The sequence below is a fragment of the Pseudomonas sp. XWY-1 genome, from assembly GCF_002953115.1.
Lineage (GTDB): Bacteria > Pseudomonadota > Gammaproteobacteria > Pseudomonadales > Pseudomonadaceae > Aquipseudomonas > Aquipseudomonas alloputida.
Window position 1 is genome coordinate 2,291,475 of sequence record NZ_CP026332.1, and the last position, 15,948, is coordinate 2,307,422.

Annotated in this window: 19 protein-coding genes and 1 tRNA gene; 12 read left to right on the forward strand and 8 right to left on the reverse strand. The window is 53.9% G+C overall.

All coding sequences use genetic code 11. From position 1 onward, the window contains the following. Window positions 1-49: 49 nt before the first annotated feature. Window positions 50-847, reverse strand: coding sequence for a LuxR C-terminal-related transcriptional regulator (locus PRJ_RS10615; protein ID WP_064492610.1), 798 nt, complete (start codon window positions 845-847; stop codon window positions 50-52). A 120-nt stretch (window positions 848-967) separates the two neighbouring features. On the opposite strand from PRJ_RS10615, the gene PRJ_RS10620 reads away from it, so the two are divergent. The 4 genes from PRJ_RS10620 to PRJ_RS30360 all read left to right on the forward strand — a co-directional run bounded on the left by PRJ_RS10620 (window position 968) and on the right by PRJ_RS30360 (window position 4,719). Further along, window positions 968-1,783, forward strand: coding sequence for a carbon-nitrogen hydrolase family protein (locus PRJ_RS10620; RefSeq protein WP_064492609.1), 816 nt, complete (start codon window positions 968-970; stop codon window positions 1,781-1,783). A 140-nt stretch (window positions 1,784-1,923) separates the two neighbouring features. Next, the gene (locus tag PRJ_RS10625) at window positions 1,924-3,033 is read left to right on the forward strand and encodes a polyamine ABC transporter substrate-binding protein (RefSeq protein WP_064492608.1); all 1,110 of its coding nucleotides are present in this window, start codon (window positions 1,924-1,926) and stop codon (window positions 3,031-3,033) included. 85 nt (window positions 3,034-3,118) lie between these two features. Next, complete coding sequence (locus tag PRJ_RS10630) at window positions 3,119-4,240, forward strand: P1 family peptidase (protein ID WP_049587969.1); 1,122 nt, start codon at window positions 3,119-3,121, stop codon at window positions 4,238-4,240. A 179-nt stretch (window positions 4,241-4,419) separates the two neighbouring features. Then, window positions 4,420-4,719 (forward strand): hypothetical protein, encoded by a 300-nt coding sequence (locus PRJ_RS30360; RefSeq protein WP_010954670.1) that lies wholly within the window; start codon window positions 4,420-4,422, stop codon window positions 4,717-4,719. A 124-nt stretch (window positions 4,720-4,843) separates the two neighbouring features. Here the strand turns inward: PRJ_RS30360 and PRJ_RS10640 are convergent, their stop codons facing one another. Further along, on the reverse strand, window positions 4,844-5,941 hold the full coding sequence (locus PRJ_RS10640) for an SDR family oxidoreductase (protein ID WP_104961338.1): 1,098 nt from the start codon (window positions 5,939-5,941) through the stop codon (window positions 4,844-4,846). Window positions 5,942-6,013: 72 nt separating this feature from the next. On the opposite strand from PRJ_RS10640, the gene PRJ_RS10645 reads away from it, so the two are divergent. Beyond that, the gene (locus PRJ_RS10645) at window positions 6,014-6,385 is read left to right on the forward strand and encodes a MerR family transcriptional regulator (protein ID WP_104961339.1); all 372 of its coding nucleotides are present in this window, start codon (window positions 6,014-6,016) and stop codon (window positions 6,383-6,385) included. A gap of 31 nt (window positions 6,386-6,416) precedes the next feature. Here the strand turns inward: PRJ_RS10645 and PRJ_RS10650 are convergent, their stop codons facing one another. The 3 genes from PRJ_RS10650 to adhP form a co-directional block, all read right to left on the reverse strand. Then, complete coding sequence (locus tag PRJ_RS10650) at window positions 6,417-6,653, reverse strand: hypothetical protein (RefSeq protein WP_104961340.1); 237 nt, start codon at window positions 6,651-6,653, stop codon at window positions 6,417-6,419. Between the two features lie 276 nt (window positions 6,654-6,929). After that, window positions 6,930-7,136: a DUF6434 domain-containing protein gene (locus PRJ_RS30365; protein ID WP_019438758.1), complete on the reverse strand. Its 207-nt coding sequence runs from the start codon at window positions 7,134-7,136 to the stop codon at window positions 6,930-6,932. Between the two features lie 91 nt (window positions 7,137-7,227). Next, window positions 7,228-8,238: an alcohol dehydrogenase AdhP gene (gene adhP / locus PRJ_RS10660; RefSeq protein ID WP_064492604.1), complete on the reverse strand. Its 1,011-nt coding sequence runs from the start codon at window positions 8,236-8,238 to the stop codon at window positions 7,228-7,230. A gap of 435 nt (window positions 8,239-8,673) precedes the next feature. Between adhP and PRJ_RS10665 the strand changes: the two genes are divergently transcribed. Further along, window positions 8,674-8,868 carry a hypothetical protein gene (locus tag PRJ_RS10665; RefSeq protein WP_020191346.1) on the forward strand — a complete coding sequence of 65 codons (195 nt, stop codon included), beginning with the start codon at window positions 8,674-8,676 and terminating at the stop codon, window positions 8,866-8,868. Window position 8,869: 1 nt separating this feature from the next. On the opposite strand, the gene PRJ_RS10670 is transcribed toward PRJ_RS10665, so the two are convergent. Continuing rightward, entirely contained in the window at window positions 8,870-9,283 is a 414-nt protein-coding gene (locus PRJ_RS10670) for a DoxX family protein (protein WP_104961341.1), read from the reverse strand. Between the two features lie 519 nt (window positions 9,284-9,802). Next, window positions 9,803-9,887 (reverse strand) — tRNA-Leu (locus PRJ_RS10680). Between the two features lie 75 nt (window positions 9,888-9,962). Between PRJ_RS10680 and PRJ_RS10685 the strand changes: the two genes are divergently transcribed. From PRJ_RS10685 to PRJ_RS10705, 5 genes are all read left to right on the forward strand, one after another. Continuing rightward, complete coding sequence (locus PRJ_RS10685) at window positions 9,963-11,345, forward strand: integrase family protein (RefSeq protein WP_177429891.1); 1,383 nt, start codon at window positions 9,963-9,965, stop codon at window positions 11,343-11,345. A 345-nt stretch (window positions 11,346-11,690) separates the two neighbouring features. After that, window positions 11,691-11,984, forward strand: a complete 294-nt coding sequence (locus PRJ_RS10690) for a ribbon-helix-helix domain-containing protein (protein ID WP_104961343.1) — start codon at window positions 11,691-11,693, stop codon at window positions 11,982-11,984. Then, window positions 11,981-13,138 (forward strand): relaxase/mobilization nuclease domain-containing protein, encoded by a 1,158-nt coding sequence (locus PRJ_RS10695; RefSeq protein WP_104961344.1) that lies wholly within the window; start codon window positions 11,981-11,983, stop codon window positions 13,136-13,138. The genes PRJ_RS10690 and PRJ_RS10695 overlap by 4 nt, the downstream gene beginning before the upstream one ends. Window positions 13,139-13,295: 157 nt before the next feature. Next, window positions 13,296-13,586: a hypothetical protein gene (locus PRJ_RS10700; protein ID WP_104961345.1), complete on the forward strand. Its 291-nt coding sequence runs from the start codon at window positions 13,296-13,298 to the stop codon at window positions 13,584-13,586. After that, window positions 13,564-13,854, forward strand: coding sequence for a hypothetical protein (locus PRJ_RS10705; protein ID WP_158682555.1), 291 nt, complete (start codon window positions 13,564-13,566; stop codon window positions 13,852-13,854). The genes PRJ_RS10700 and PRJ_RS10705 overlap by 23 nt, the downstream gene beginning before the upstream one ends. A 477-nt stretch (window positions 13,855-14,331) precedes the next feature. On the opposite strand, the gene PRJ_RS10715 is transcribed toward PRJ_RS10705, so the two are convergent. Further along, window positions 14,332-14,751: a hypothetical protein gene (locus PRJ_RS10715; protein ID WP_104961347.1), complete on the reverse strand. Its 420-nt coding sequence runs from the start codon at window positions 14,749-14,751 to the stop codon at window positions 14,332-14,334. A gap of 176 nt (window positions 14,752-14,927) precedes the next feature. On the opposite strand from PRJ_RS10715, the gene PRJ_RS10725 reads away from it, so the two are divergent. Beyond that, window positions 14,928-15,902, forward strand: coding sequence for a hypothetical protein (locus PRJ_RS10725; RefSeq protein ID WP_256597957.1), 975 nt, complete (start codon window positions 14,928-14,930; stop codon window positions 15,900-15,902). Window positions 15,903-15,948: the final 46 nt, after the last annotated feature.

Sequence of the window (15,948 nt, forward strand, 5' to 3'; positions counted from 1 at the left end):
CAACGAGGCCGATTGTCTTAGAACTTGAAGCCATCATGAGAAAACGAGTTCAGTTCTGTGCGTTCAAAAATAATGAGAACAGCTCGGACTGAGATTTAATGCCGAGTTTGCTGTACATGTGCTTGCGATGGACCTTCACAGTCTCTGCGGAAATCGCCAGCTTGCGCGCGATCTCCTTGTTCGAGCAGCCGCTAAGCATAAGCCGGCCAACTTCCAGTTCACGGGCGGAAAGCGGCGTATCCAACTGCTGGTCAGTAGAGTCCAGCCAGCTCTGCCAGCTGGGTGCCGACGACGTGTTCTGCTCCAGCGCTTCCCGCTCGAATGCCATGCGCTGACGCATCAGGGCGGCAACCCAGGACTGGATGAGAGTGAGTAGGGCGGTCTGCTCTGCACTGAAGAGACACTCACTTCCCAGCGAGAGGCTGAGGGTGCGCTCCGTGTCGAGCTGGACGTTGATATGTGCTTCGTCGGCAACGACATTGAGGCGGAAGTAGCGTTGGTAATAGTCGGTTTGCTCGAAGCACTCCGGCGCCACGTCGGCTAGCCAAAACAAACCGCTCTGCGGTGCTTCCCGGTTGGCGAGATAAAAGGGGTCGAGCAGATACAGGCCTTTGAGGTAGTCCTGAAAAAGCGGATCTGGCCCGCCATCCTTGCCTGGGCATTCTGCGAGCACCTGCGGGCGACCATTGCTGAATATCAGTACGACCCAACTGTCTACCGGAATGTATCTATCCAGTTGACGCACCAGAGCCAGCCAGAAATTAGGGCGGTCAAGTGCCTCGATTAGTCTGCCGATGGCCTGGTGCCAGGCCATGTCCTGCAGTGTAATGCTCCCGTTTCTACCCATACGGGGTTACCCCATCGAAGTAATTACTTTCCGTTTTATGGCTCTCCATACTTCGTTTCAGCCCTGGCGGGTGCTGTTCAGTTTGGCGATTGAGCCAACATACACGTGAAAGGATCACCGATGAAGATTGAACTTGTACAACTCTCCGGTCGCGATGGCGATACCGCTTATAACCTGGAACGTACATTGCAGGCCATCGCTACCTGCGCCGTGGATACCGATCTGCTGATTTTCCCAGAGACCCAGCTGATGGGATTTGCCAGCGCCCAACAGCTCGCCGAAATCGCCGAGCCCGTTAACGGGCCGAGTGTGCAGGCCGTGCAACGCGCCGTACACGAACGAAACGTCTCAGCGGTGATTGGTCTGGCTGAGAACGACTCCGGCACCGTTTACAACACCTCCTTGCTGGTCACCCCGCAAGGGATCGCATTGAGTTATCGCAAAACTCACCTTTGGCCGTCGGAGCGCGGATTGTTCCAACAAGGAGACCGCTATGTCACCGCACTGTGGAAGGGCATCCGTGTCGGTATCCTGATTTGCTACGACATTGAGTTTCCGGAAAGTGCTCGGGCGCTCGGCCAACTCGGCGCCGAGCTCATATTGGTCACTAACGGTAACATGGATCCTTACGGCCCTGTCCACCGCACTGCAATCATGGCTCGCGCTCAGGAAAACCAGGCATTCGCGGTGATGGTCAATCGGGTGGGCGACGGCGACGAAGGGCTCGTTTTTGCCGGCGGCAGCGCCGCTATCGATCCCTTCGGGCGCACGCTGTTCGAAGCGGGCCGCGCAGAGTGTCGGCAGGTGGTGGAATTAGATCTCGGCCTGCTGCGCACCGCCCGCCACGAATATGACTACCTCAGTGACCGCCGCTTGTTCCTGACCGGCGAGCAGAGTGAGCATGATGATAGTCGACGTGAACTCCTGATCCCCTGAATCAGTTGTGGGGCGCAACTGCAACACAACGATTGTTCCGTCTTAACGCCTGTTTCGACCCTGCCACAACAGTAATTCACAAACTAGCAGGAGCAGTGCTCGTGTCTCTGGACTCAGCGCTAACGCTCCGGAGCATCCCCATGAAACGGATTCGTTACATGCAATTCGCGCTGGTCTCTCTGTTCAGTTTTGGCGTGGTTTGCGCCGAGGCCGGTGACGCTCAAAAGCCAAGTGTCCATATCTACAACTGGTATGACTACATTGCCCCGAACACGGTGAAAGACTTCCAGAAAGAAGCAGGCGTCAGCGCGGTGTACGACGTGTTCGACAACAGTGAGGTCATGCAAAGCAAACTGATGGCTGGCCGCAGTGGTTATGACGTTGTGGTTGCCAGTGCCGACCTGCTACCGAACCTGATCAAAGCCGGCGTGCTGAAAAGACTGGATCGCTCCAAGTTACCCAACTGGTCCCATCTCGATCCCGACGTCCTCGCCAAGTTGCAGAGCAATGATCCCGGAAACAGCTACGCGGCCCCTTATTTGTGGGGGACCACTGGCATCGGCTATGACGCGGACAAGGTTAAGTCACTACTCGGCCCCGATGCGCCAGTCAATTCCTGGGACTTGATTTTCAAGGAAGAAAATCTAGCCAAACTCCGTCAATGCGGTGTGGCCATGCTGGACGCGCCTGGCGAGGTTATTCCCATCGCACTGCACTACCTTGGACTGCCATACAACAGCCATAACCCGGACGATTACAAAAAAGCTCAGGAACTGCTGCTGAAGCTGCGCCCCCATATTGCCTACTTCGATTCTTCCAAGTTCATCTCTGATCTCGCCAATGGCAACGTCTGCGTCGTGCTGGGCTGGGCGGGCGGTGTCTCCGACGCGCAGAAAGCCTCCGAGTTGGCTGGCAACCATCGAAACCTTGTCTACAGCATTCCACGCGAAGGTGCCCCGGTGTGGGTGGAAAGTATGGTGCAGCTCAACGATGCGCCGAACCCGGAGCAAGGGTTGGCCTTCATCAACTACATGTTGCGCCCCGATGTCATTGCTGAGTCATCCAACTACCTGAGCTATCCGAACGCGAACAAGGATGCCACTGCGCTTGTAGAGAAGAAGATCCGCGACAATCCTGGGGTATATCCGTCCAAGGATGTGCTGTCCACGCTTTTCCCCCTGGAGCCACTGCCGCTGAAGCTGGAGCGCATTCGGACCCGTGCGTGGAACACAGTCAAGACCGGCAATTAATTGGCAGACCCGGTTCTGCTGATGATTGACCAAACCCCAGTCATGAAACAAACCAAAACAAGAGCGAGAGATCATGAAAGACACGATGAAGCCACGTGCCCGTGACCTGAATATTCAGTTCGGCCAACTGCAACCCGGTCCCCTCAACGCCATCACCGATGTGCCGGGCGTTCGGGTCGGTCACAGCAATGTGCGAGGACGCACCGCCAACGGCCGCGACATCCTGACTGGGGTAACAATCATCGAGCCGCGTGTCGGTTCCACCAGCCAGCAACCGTGCTTTGCCGGCGTCCATGTGTTGAACGGCAACGGCGACGCAACCGGTCTGGAGTGGATTCGCGAAGCGGGTCTTTTGACCAGTCCCATCGCCTTCACCAACACCCACAGCCTGGGTGTGGTGCGCGATGCACTGATTGTGCTGGACCGTGAACAACAACCGGATGACGGCCGTATCTACTGGAACATGCCGGTGGTGCTGGAGACCTATGACGGGCTGCTCAACGACATCAACGGTTTTCATGTGAAGCACGAGCATGTGGCCGAAGCCCTGAGTAATGCTGTAATTGGGCCCGTTATCGAGGGCGCGGTCGGTGGTGGCAGCGGCATGATCTGCCACGAATTCAAGGGCGGTATCGGCACTGCATCGCGGCGCCTGAGTAGCACTCAGGGCAGTTGGACTGTTGGCGCCATTGTCCAGGCGAACCACGGCATCCGTAACGAACTGCGCGTCGACGGCTATCCGGTGGGACGCTACATGGAACAGGCTGACTCCCCGTTCCTTAAGGCTTCGCTGCCGCACCCGGGCATGGGTTCGATAGTCGTTTGCCTGGCCACCGATGCGCCGTTGCTGCCACACCAATGTACGCGCCTGGCACAACGCGCCAGCATCGGTCTCGCCCGCACCGGTGGTGGTAACGAAGACCACAGCGGTGACATTTTCATCGCCTTCTCCACCGGTAATCATGTGCCGCCGGCAGCTTACGAAAGTAAGCGTGCGCCGACCACCGACAACCTTAGCATGGTCAACAACGACCATATCAGCGAGTTGTTTCTTGCCGCCACCGAAGCGGTGGAAGAAGCCATCATCAACGCCTTACTAGCCGCTGACACCGCCGAAGGCAACGGCCATGCAGTACCGGGACTGGATTGTGAGACGCTGCTCAAAGCCTTGCATCAAGCCGGCTGGCCGGGAGCGGCGAATGGTTAACTGATCTCTTCGCATGGCCGCCGGAGCTTCACGACAAGCGCTGAGTCTCTGGCGGGGCTGCTGAATAGCCGATTGTCCGATTCAGCTCACAGATGAGTCAGACGAATTTGCGTAAAACTGCACGTTCGCTATGGTGGCAATAAACCACCTAACTACAACTAAAGTCGTAGGAGCGTCTCATGAGAATACGCGGTGATGTTTTCTGGGCCTGGGCTGACCCGACGCTTCATCACCGAACTCACGACGAGACACTCGACGATGGGACATACATTGACGTTCAGACGCGGCTGTCGCGGACAGGCAAAACGCAGATGTTCATCGGGGTGTACGCCCCTGGTGGCATGGCTATCCTCGAGGAGGCCTTCGATTCTCGCCCTGGCGAGTCGATGACCAGGGCACTGGCGTGGGGCGTTGGCCGAGCCCGACGTGTCGCCGCTGAAGGTGCGCCTGCGGCAGGCTTTCTGGCTGCCTCGAAATAGCAGAGGCGCGCAGCGCCGGAGGTCGAGCGGCGACTTACTGTCATCAGCGAAGACGCAGTGCGTGAAATGCCTGCGTCGCCACACTTCCAGCTATCCGACAGAGTGGCATCATCAGCCTGGCCCGTCATCCTCGCTGGCCAGCGCCCTCACTTTTGGATTTTTTCATCAAGGAGCCGTTGACATAGCGCACCGTGTTTTCCAGGGCTTGTGTCATGTCGGGATGCGTAAACTGGTACTTGCGCTCCAATTGCCTGCTGTTTCCCATGTCGAAGCGCTGCGTCTGAATAAAGTTCAATGACTCGGCGCTGATCGCCAAGCGGGTCGCCAGTCCCGGAATCGTCAATATCGACCTGAGCAACCCTATGGGTATATGGCGGCGGGGTGCCTTGACCTTTAGCGTGTCTGCGATCTGCCCAAGCATTCCCTGCAAGTTCGGTGTTCGCTCATATAGCGCCAGAACTTGCCGGTTGGCCATGTAGGGGTCGAACGCCACGCAAGTTATCATGTTCACCAGATAATCGACGCTGACCAATGGCAACCAGTGACTGGCGGAACCGGGAATAGCTTTGAACCGGCCTTGTGCCAGATTGCGAATGAGTTCGGCAAGCGGTTGTCCGTCCAGGATATGCCCGTTCTCGCTGTGGCCGCACACCGTAGCAGGGTGAACAATCGTGTAATCCGCATCCGCGTCTTGCATATAGCGGATGACTGCAAAATGGGACTCGAGTTTGCTGCCTTCGTAGCCTCCTACACGGGCGTAGACCGCGGGCCAGTTTGTGTTTTCAGGGCACTGAACATCAACCCCGATACTGGCAAGGTGGTTGAGGTTTTGCAGCATGAAGCCGCCTACCATGAGCAATCGGATGCGCTGGCTGGCCGCAAGCCTGGCCACTCTCAGAGCACCTTGGACATTGACTGTGCGGGCGCGCTCCGGTGTCAGCCCCCAGGAAAATTCCGCCGCGAGATGGAAAAATACAGCGGCCGAAGTGACGCGTTCTTTGTCTGCTTCGCTGAGGCCAAGCCCCTCCTGGCTGATATCGCCTTCAACGGCATGGATATACTCAGGGTTACCCCCCAGTTGGCCTACCTGCTCCTTGAGGCGTTCGATGTTACCGGGGCTGCGCATCAGCACCCAGGTCTTGTGCCCTTGCGCAGTAAGACCGGCCAGCAAATGTTGCCCCACAAAGCCGCTGCCGCCGGTGACAAAGCACTCCACACTCATGTTTGAACCCTTGTTTGAATGATGGGCGCAGGCTAAGGTGTAGAGCCTGCTCTACAGTCAAGGATTTTTAACGTGAATATTGGAGAGTTGGAGCGCCGGAGTGGGCTCAGCCGCCATGCATTGCGCTATTACGAACAGCTCGGGCTTATCGAGCCACACCGACAAGCCAACAACTATCGCAGTTACAGTGAACAGACCGTTGCTGACTTGGCTTTCATACAGAGTGCCCAGGGCGGAGGCTTTTCACTTGCTGAGATTGGGGACATTCTAGTGGCCAGGCGGGGGAACACGATCGATTGCGCGCAAGGCGCCGTCTTGGTCGCCGCCAAGATGGCCGAGATTCAAACGAAGATCACCACGCTACAGGCCGCTTATGTTTTTCTGGACGCGGAGCGCGCCAAGCTCGAAGCCAGTGCTATTGCCAATGGGCAGATAATTCCCTGAAGTCCTGTCCATGACCCTTTTCGATCGAGCGTCAGCCTTCAGGTAAGGTTACACCGCAGATAAATTCATGCGTCCCCAAGCGGTGCGAGCCGAATTCCACCACGTAGCCGTCTCCTCTGCGCTGCGCCTCTGCCATGGCCGTTTTCTGGTCAGCATAAACGTCGACAAAATGCCATGTGTGTCGGTCTCTCAGGACCCCCCATCCGATGACCCAGCCTTCCCGCGAAGGGTCCGGCGGCAGGTGCTTCGCCAAGCTTCGAATGGACATACCGATTTCCTCATATGCACAGGCTCGCCCTTGCAGGTTGAGCACTTTTCTTGAACCACACCTAGCGGGCGTCGGTCTTCAGCATGAAGGATGAGTGATATTTCCAGGTTTCCTCATCAAATATTGAAATGTTCGCAGTCTAGGATTGAACTCAAGCCAATTCCACCATCGAGGGAGTCAGGAAATGGATTATTCCAGCATGGTTGAATCGTTGGACAAGATGCTGAAGGCAACGGCTGCAGCCAAGGCCTGCCTGCAGCCGTCAGAGACAGAGTGTCAACCATACCTCCGTAGCCATTCGTCCGCGACGTCACCCATGGTTGATGGGGTGCCACTCTTGATCCAAAGCATGAATCCTCGGTCGAACTTGAATGCTGCCCCGCACTCGCTGAGTAGAAACTGACGAACCTTCTGCGTGTTGCGGTAATGCTTGTCCAGTGGAGTTGTACGGGTGATCGGCCCGGCGTGCCAGTCTACGGTCACGGTCTGTTCCTTTGACAATTGAGAAAGCAGAAAGCCCGAAGATGTTCATCTACGGGCTCTGCTGTGGTTCCACATGGCCTGGCTCGGCCTGTCAGCCTTCGAACTGTATCACCATCCGGCCTTTGATCTTGCCCTCCAGCATCTCGTCAAAGATCTGGTTGATATCCTCGATCGGTCGCAGCGTCACCTTGGGCACCACTTTGCCTTCAGCGGCAAACTGGAAGGCTTCCTGCAGGTCCTGGCGTGTACCTACCAGCGAGCCCACCACTTCGATCCCATCAAGCACCAGGCGGGGAATATTCAGGTCCATGGACTCCGACGGAAGCCCGACGGCCACCAGTCGCCCGCCAGCGCGCAAGGCATCGACGGCTGAGTTGAACGCGCCTTTGGCCACGGCAGTAACGACGGCAGCATGTGCGCCACCGGTCTTGGCCTGGATGACCTTCGCGGCGTCTTCGTTGAGCGGGTTGACGACCAGATCCGCGCCCATCTCGCTGGCGAAGCGCAGTTGCTCTTCGTTGACGTCGATGGCGATGACTTTGGCGTTGAACACATTCTTGGCATATTGCAGGGCCAGGTTGCCCAGGCCGCCGAGCCCGTAGATGGCGATCCATTGGCCGGGGCGAACGTTGGAGATTTTCACTGCCTTGTAGGTCGTGACGCCGGCGCAGGTAATGCTGCTGGCGGCAGCGGAGTCGAGGCCGTCGGGCACTTTAACCGAGTAGTCGGCCTTGACGATGCAGGCCTCCGCCATGCCGCCGTCCACGGTGTAACCGGAATTCTTCACGTCGCGGCACAGGGTCTCGTTGCCGCTGTTGCAGTATTCGCAATGTCCGCAACCCTGGTAGAACCAGGCAACGCTGGCTCGGTCGCCTGGCTTGAGCGAGGTGACGCCCGGGCCAACTTCCTGGACCACGCCAATACCTTCGTGGCCCAGTACTACCCCGGTCTTGTCACCAAAGTCGCCATTTTTGACGTGCAGGTCGGTGTGGCACACACCGCAGCACTGCATCTTCAGCAGCGCTTCGCCGTGTTCGAGAGGGCGCAGGGTTTTCTCTATCACGTCCACGCGACGGCCTGGTGCAACGACAGCAGCTTTCATGAGAGCCTCCGTGTCTATCCGATGTGAGCTTGGGTTATCGTCGGGACAGCATAGACCTTGCCGGGCCAGGCAAAACTGCTTCAGGTCATGGTCAAGGTGGGCGCTTCCACAAAATACCTGCGTATGCCTGGCTGGCCTTTGCGGAAAAAAGAAAAGCCCGCGGCAAGGATGCGGCGGGCTGCAAGAACATACGGAGCAGGGCCAGTGTGCCCATCCGGATGTCGACATTTCGTGAAGGTCAGGTCATGAGGCTGTCATCATCTGCAACGAAGTGCGCAGGGTCATAAAAAAGCCCGCCATGGAAGGCGGGCAAAAGACGTTTGAAGGGAGAGCCTGCAGGTTGCGCCGGTCCGGTTAACCCAGGATTAAGCGACCACGCATTGACCCGGCACCCTGATCAGCCTATACAGGCCTGCCATTATCCCAGGAGCCAGCATGCGCGACGAAGACGACCTGCACGAACCCGAGCACGATCACCTGCTTGACCACGAATTTCTCTATGACGACATGGAGCCCGAGGCAGATGCCCAAGGCGCCGAGGATGAAGTGGAGGAAGACGAGGAAACGCTGGATGACCTCGATGACGAAGAGCGCGATCACCCAGCCTGGTTCGACGACTGCGACGACTGACTCAGCGACCATCCACCGAGAACCGCCCGGGCCCGCTTACCGCGAGCAACAGCAGGCCGCCCATGATGCTGAGGTTTTTCAGAAACTGAGTCATGTTGGCGCTGCGCTCGGGGTCGACCATGTTCCAGAATGGGTGGCCCAGCAGCGCCGTGCCCAGCACGAACAGCGCGAACAGAAAGGCCAACGGCCGTGTGTAGAAACCGAGGATCAACAGGATTGCGACGAGGAACTCCATGATGACGGCAATCCCAGCTGCCAGCATCGGGGCAGGGGCGCCGAGCGAGGTCATGTAGCCTACCGTGCCATCGAAGCCGGTCAGCTTGGCCCACCCAGACAGAATGAAGAGGACCATCAGCAGTACGCGGGCGATCAGGATAATGATGTCGCGTTGACCATCGAACAGGGAGTAGCGCATGGCGGCGTTCCAGTGGACGGGGACAAGCTCCACTTTAGCAGCTGCGCCAGACATTGCTCTCAGGCAGCAAAAAGGCGCCGCGAGGGCGCCTTTTCAACGAAGTTTGGTGCGAGTGGCGGGACTCGAACCCGCAAGGCTCACGCCGACAGATTTTAAGTCATTCTTCCCCTCAATCCGCTGGCAAGAGCTTACGAAAGCTTACGAGAGCTGAGCTCCGTGTTTCTGAGCTTAAAAACTTTGTAAATCAGGCATTTAGGGTGACTATCGCACCGCTGCCGAGGGATGCCGAGAGCTTAGGTTAGCCGTGGAGGGATGGGGAAAGCTGACGGCGCGGCTACCAAACCGGCTACCAAGCGCTACCAAGAAGCTACCAAGCGGCTACCGAGAGCTACCAAGCACCTGGAAGGTCAGACTGATCATTTTTTAGTCAAATTCCGGGCGTGCAAAGGCCCAGGTTGGCTAGCCGCGACAGACAGGTAATAGGGGTTTGAAGCTGATCGCCAGGGTGGCGGAGGAGGGTGGTGCCCCGACCCGGACTTGAACCGGGATGCCTTGCGGCGGCGCATTTTAAGTGCGATGTGTATGCCGATTTCACCATCGGGGCGCGATAGCAAGTCGCGCATTAGACACGAAAATCTTGCAGAAATCAACAGTTTGTACGCTGGGAAGGAGTGTGCCCGTGGCTGTGAAAATCAACTTTACCAAGGACTCTCTGCGTGACCTGGTTTGCCCGGATGGCAAGTCAGAGATCTACGTGTATGACACTCATACCAAGGGCCTGGCTGTGCGTGTGACTAAAGCAGGCGGAAAAACTTTTTATGTGATCCGCAAAGTTAATGGCAAAGATCAGCGGCGCAAGATTGATGTCTTTGACTACAAGTCGACCAAGCTTCCAGTTGTTCGCGAAGCCGCAGAAAAGACTTACGCCAACCTTGATGTAATTCTGGTCGAAGAACACAAGAAGACCCTGAGGGAAAGCTTTACTGTAAGCGAAGCCTTTGAGTCGATGATTGCGAATAAAACTAAGCTGGCGAAAAGCACCATCGGGGACTACCGGACTACCTACAATAATTACATTAAGCCGGGATATGGAGATATGCCACTGATCTCTGTGACTAACGACGTTGTGCTCGATTTGCACGCTAAAGCAACCGCCCCAGTGCTTCGAGCTAACGGAAAGATGAGTCAGCCGAGGAATCGATCAGCTAACAAGGCGGTGTCGCTCCTCGGTTCAATCTTTTCATACGCAATTGTTTTCTATAAAGATGAAGCCGGCGGTCGTATTTATACATATAACCCGGTAGATATTATGAGCGCCCTTGGCAACTGGCATGTAAATAAGCGAGATAAGATCAGGGTCAATCCTAATGAATTGGGTGCTATCATCTCGAATGCCATTGAAATCGGAGATGCTCAGCCAAAACGCGAAGTTCCAACTTCGTTCAGGACGGCATCTGCAGCAGTTTTGTTTATGCTTTTTTCTGGGGTGCGCCCAGGTGAAATTGAAAAGATCAAAAAAGATTATGTTTGTCACAAGACCCGATCAATTGTGTTTCCTCCAAGGGATAAATTGAATGAGGCCGATGCGCTGAAAAACTCGGAAGAATTTCACCTTGTTCTCAATGACAGTGCATATTGCCAGCTGTTGTATGCAATGAAACAAAATAGTGGTGATTACGTTTTTGCTGGGGTTGAGCAAGAGAAAATCAGTGAGTCCAACGTGCGTGACTTTTTGACCAAGGTGTCCAAAAGTCTTGTAGATAATAAGCACCTGCCACGGAAGATTCTGCGCGCCAGTTTTATTTCCATTGCAGAGCGGGCTGAGGTAGGTGCTTTTTATATTAAAGTCCTCTGCAACCATGACGGGGAGGGCCAGTCCGTGGATGTCACTGATGGATATAAAACGGCTTACCTTTCCGAGATTCGTCGTGCGACAACAAAGGTCGAGGAAGAGATTTACATCAACGCTAAGATTGACAAGGAATATGTTTGTCGAGGCTTCCTGCATACCTTGAGGCCACTCGATACTAAAATCCTCGACACAAAGTCAGTATCTCTTTAATCACCTCCTACACTCACCGATAGCGAAATCGCATTAGTTGCTTGCGACGTCACAGTATTGCCTTGTGATTTCGCACTCGACCATTGTGATTTCGCACTCGTTGTTTGCGGTATTCGCACTCATACACTGCGATTTCGCATTCACACTTTGCGAAAGTTTAGGTATACAAGCAAATAAATCAAATAATTAACAAAAAGCACTAGAAGCACTGGAAGCTCAAATTGCATAATAATCCTAGAGCTTCTTTTTAGCCAGTTGTGTCTATGGCAGACAATTAAGGCTACTCACATCCCTTCGGGTGTTGCGTTAAAGGCTCGATAACTAAAATAATAAAGGTGGGTCGAGATGAAGAATATTGAGAGGCAGAACAAGGAGACTAGGATCACGTTTAGGCTTAATAAGTCTGAGCTGGATACACTGAATGCCAAGATGGCCGAGGCAGGCTACAAGTCCGCAAGCGCGTTTATCAGGGATTTTGTCGCTAGTGGTCATGTTAAGCCAAAAGTCAGCCAAGACGTCGTTCAAATCGCTCGTGAACTCATGAACCTGGCATCCATGATCAACGCCGACAGGCCTGGCAGCGAGCTCCTGGAAAAGGTTAAGTACATCGCCCAAGTGAACTTGGGAGGTGTTAAATGATCGGCAAAATATTTCCCAAGAGTGCCGGGTCGTTCAAAGGCCGAATTCGATATATTTTCGGCTGCACCAAGCACGACCATGAAATTTCCGGCATCCGGACGATAAGTCACAACACCATGAGCCGAGATCCACTCCCGGCGATCCTCCAGGGAAACGAGGAAGACGTCCTGGAGATGATCAAGGAGTTCGACAGCGTCGAGACCATGCGCCGCATGTCTATCGATTCCGACAAGGCCATTAAGCCCGTCTTCCACGCAATGCTGTCGCTCCGCCCCGGCGAATCCCTAACAACCGCCCAGTGGCGCACAGCAGTCCAAGCCTACATGGCAGACCTCGGCTTTGACGAAACCAATCAGTACGTCGCCGTGATGCACCAGGACAAAGACCATCAGCACGTCCACATCGTAGCCAACAGGATCAGGCTCACCGACGAGTTCAGCATGGTAAGGGACAGTAACGAGCGCTCAACAAGCCTTGACTCCGTATCCCGCATCGAGGATCGCTTTAGCCTAACCAAAGCGCCAAAGCCAAAGGACACCTGGGGCGTCTCGATCTCTCACGCAGAACTCCAGGCATCGATCCGCGACAACGACTTGCCCATGAAACACAAGATGATTGCGAAGATCGCAGGCGCCATTGAACGCACCCAGGCAACCAATGGCGATATGTTCGACTTCGTCAAATCCCTTAGAAAGCAAAAGGTCTACATCCACCTAACTCTGAACGAGGAGGGTCAACCAAAAGGAATTAGCTTTGAATTTGATGGCAAACATATAAGCGGTAGACAGCTCAAACGCTCAAGATTAACTTGGCACAAACTAACCACCCAAGAGGGAATAAAGTATGACCCCGAAACCATTCGTGAGCTTCAGGCAGAAATTGCAAGAAGAGATTCAGAAGAACAAGAAAGACTTAGAATCTATTACTATGAATTCATCCCGGTCTCCGGGCGAAGAAGAAAGCCCATTTACATTAAATTCACAGGGCGAGACTACCAGCTCCAAAAGTTGATTAAGGAGCTCCTGGAGCTGATTGATGCAATATTTGATGCGATTTTTAAGCCAAGGGAGTGCAGGCTTAAAGTTAGATACATAGAGTATGTCCCTGGGCAGCCCTTAGAGTTCGAGGAGGAGCAAGCTATAGAGTTGCACTGACCTACCCAGTGATTGGCAATAGGGAGGATTAATTAGTCCTCCTTTGTCACGCTATCGGCTTTCTATTTAATAGCATTATTATGATGTGTTTATGCCGTCATATTATTTGCTAGCAGTACTGGCAGGCGCTACAATCTAGGTGTAAAGAGGAGGGATTATGGCTACTAATGCTCTGATTTATGACGCTTACATACTGTGCACCGACAGGATCGTGGATGTAGTTGGTCTTGCATACGGTGTTGTCGACGGTGAAGAATTTGACGGCGAAGTACACCAGACTTTCCCACTGCGTAAAGCCTGGATTGAAGAAATGGGCATTGGCGTAATTGATTCGCAGCGTCACCAGTATATGATCCTAAGTCTTGACGACCAACGATTAGATTTTTTTGGCAACCTTCACCGATTTTTCGCACTGAGTTTTTTGCATGAAAAACCAACCAGTGACTGAGCCATGGGTTTTCCAAAATGCAGTCTTTGCGCATTGGCAGGGCGGCATAACAGTCTTCGGTTTTGCTTACAAAGCTGCAGATGGTGTCGGGTCTGGCACTGGGCACCATACAAGGGTTATGGAGGCCTGGCTTGACGGGGATTTCCTGTATTTCCAGGGTGCTGATGGACGAGCCTACAGGGTGCTGTCCAGGGTTGTGGCGGATTTTTCTGATGCAACGGACGCTTACGATGATGTTTTGGCTATTGCGGGAGGGAAACAGCTGTGAGGATTAACTGGTTGGTGCCGGTGCGCAGACTTTGGGGGCTTGTGCGCTGGATCGTGCATCAGATTAACGTATGGGGTGGGATTTTAATTTCGATCCCGCTGATACCCATAATCTGGTATTTCGTGCTTATGGCGAAGGGTGTTAAGAGAATTAGGCGGATTGTCAGGCGAGCGCTTAGTCCAGCTGACCATTTTCTTACCGATGCCGTCGCAGACGAGTGGGGGTGGATTTATGGGCAAGTCGATGATGATACTTCCGCGCTCGGCTTGTTCGCGGAGCTTTTTGTCGAGTCACGCCTTGTAAGGCAGGGGTTGATGCTACGCGACGGTGATGGAAAGACGTTCCTTGTTAAATCGTTTGAGCCGGGTCAAAAGCACGCGCCGCTGGCTCCATTGTTCGCAGAGGCTTTCCTTCTGGACTAAGGATTTGCCCCGCCCCTGTAGCCAGCTACCGCTCGAAAGCTGGCTACGGTGATGTTCAGAGCAGCAACGTCCTCAAGTTATCTGTGCTGAGGCGACAAATGCTATTTACAGTATATAGGCCGGCATAAATAAGATCTGTTGCCTTATTGTAAACTTGCTGGTCGCCGCCTATGCGATTTACGGCGATCTTAAGTGCCATTTTGTCGAATTCGCTAAGCTCCTCTTCGTCTTGCCCATACGCAGCTATAAACTCTTTTTCTTCCGCAAGTTCATTTGCGTAAATTGCAAGGTCGCGCAAGCCGGCTGCGCCAAAAGGAGCGATCACCTCCAATGCAGTTTCGATAAGTTCAATAAGATCAGACTTTGAATCGTGATTATATTCCAGGCCGCAGGCACAATCATCACGATACAAGTCGCCACTCGCAATAATTTTCGCTGCCAGGTTTTGGCGATCAATCAAACTCATGCTGCCCATTGTTCTTTTCCTTTTTTAGGTGGGTATGAAAACATATTATTGAATTGGACAGGCTGACGCAATAAATAAATGCAATATATATAAAGGTAATTTGATGTCAAATAGCCAGGTTGCGGTATTGCACTGCCCGGAACCACTTATATAATGGGCGTATAGAGGGATTTTCGGGGTTTATCATGAGCAAAAAGCTGTCGACATTACTTGTCGCAATCGCCTTCCTTTTGTCCAGCGTAACTGCAATTTCGGTCGCCTTGGCGATGTATGCGCTGATCGATGATAAGAAGTTAGCGCTGCTTTTTGCTGGTGCTGCGGTGTTGTTGGATATTTTTAAGTACCTTGCTTGGCCTGTGGCTATCAGGGTGCTGCGGGGCACTAGCGCAGTGCTCACAATTGGTTGTGCTTTGATGCTGTCGGTTGTAAGTGGTTGGGCAACATATGATCGCCTAATGACATCCATTAGTGTCAGTAAAGCAACGCATGAGGCGATGACAACTGAGCGTGTTGCTGCTCTAACCAGTATGGCTCAGAAAGACTCGGCACTAATCTCAAGGTTAGATAAAGAGATCTACGATGCAGCAGCTCAAGCCAGCGATCTGCGTGCGCGTGGGATGGTTTCCAAGGCCCTAGAGCTTGAGGAGTCAGTTGGTTCGCGTGCAGCCATTCAACGTGCTCAGGCTATTGCGCGGATCAACGCAGGGTCTCTTGAGATCGCGCAAATCAAGTCGACCGTAGCAAAAGCTTCGAGCCTGCCGCCGCTGCTCGCCCAGCTTTTGTGCTTGGGTTTTGCAATGTCCCTTGAGGTTGTTCCGGCCCTGATTTTGGCCGGCGTGCGAAGCTCTGGACGCCCTGACGGACATGATGTAGCTTCGGTGGCCATTGAAACGCCATCACTCGATGCCGAAGCGCTGCCGGACAGGGAGTCAGGAATGCTGGAAACGCCAAAAACCGTAGAAATCCTGCCAGATTCGAACTCAGAAATCCTAAAAACCTTGGTTACTCAGGCCAAAAACCTGGCACCCGGATCGCCCGTAAAGCTCAAGGAATTTGCAAAAAACTCTAGGATCGGGAATCTGCGGGCCGGCACTATTTTTAGGGAAGCCGAGAGTTTGGGAGTAATCAAAAAAACCACTATCGGATACGTTTCCACATAATGGGTCGCGAATCCACGATCTATTTATCGCAGAACAATCAAGGAGA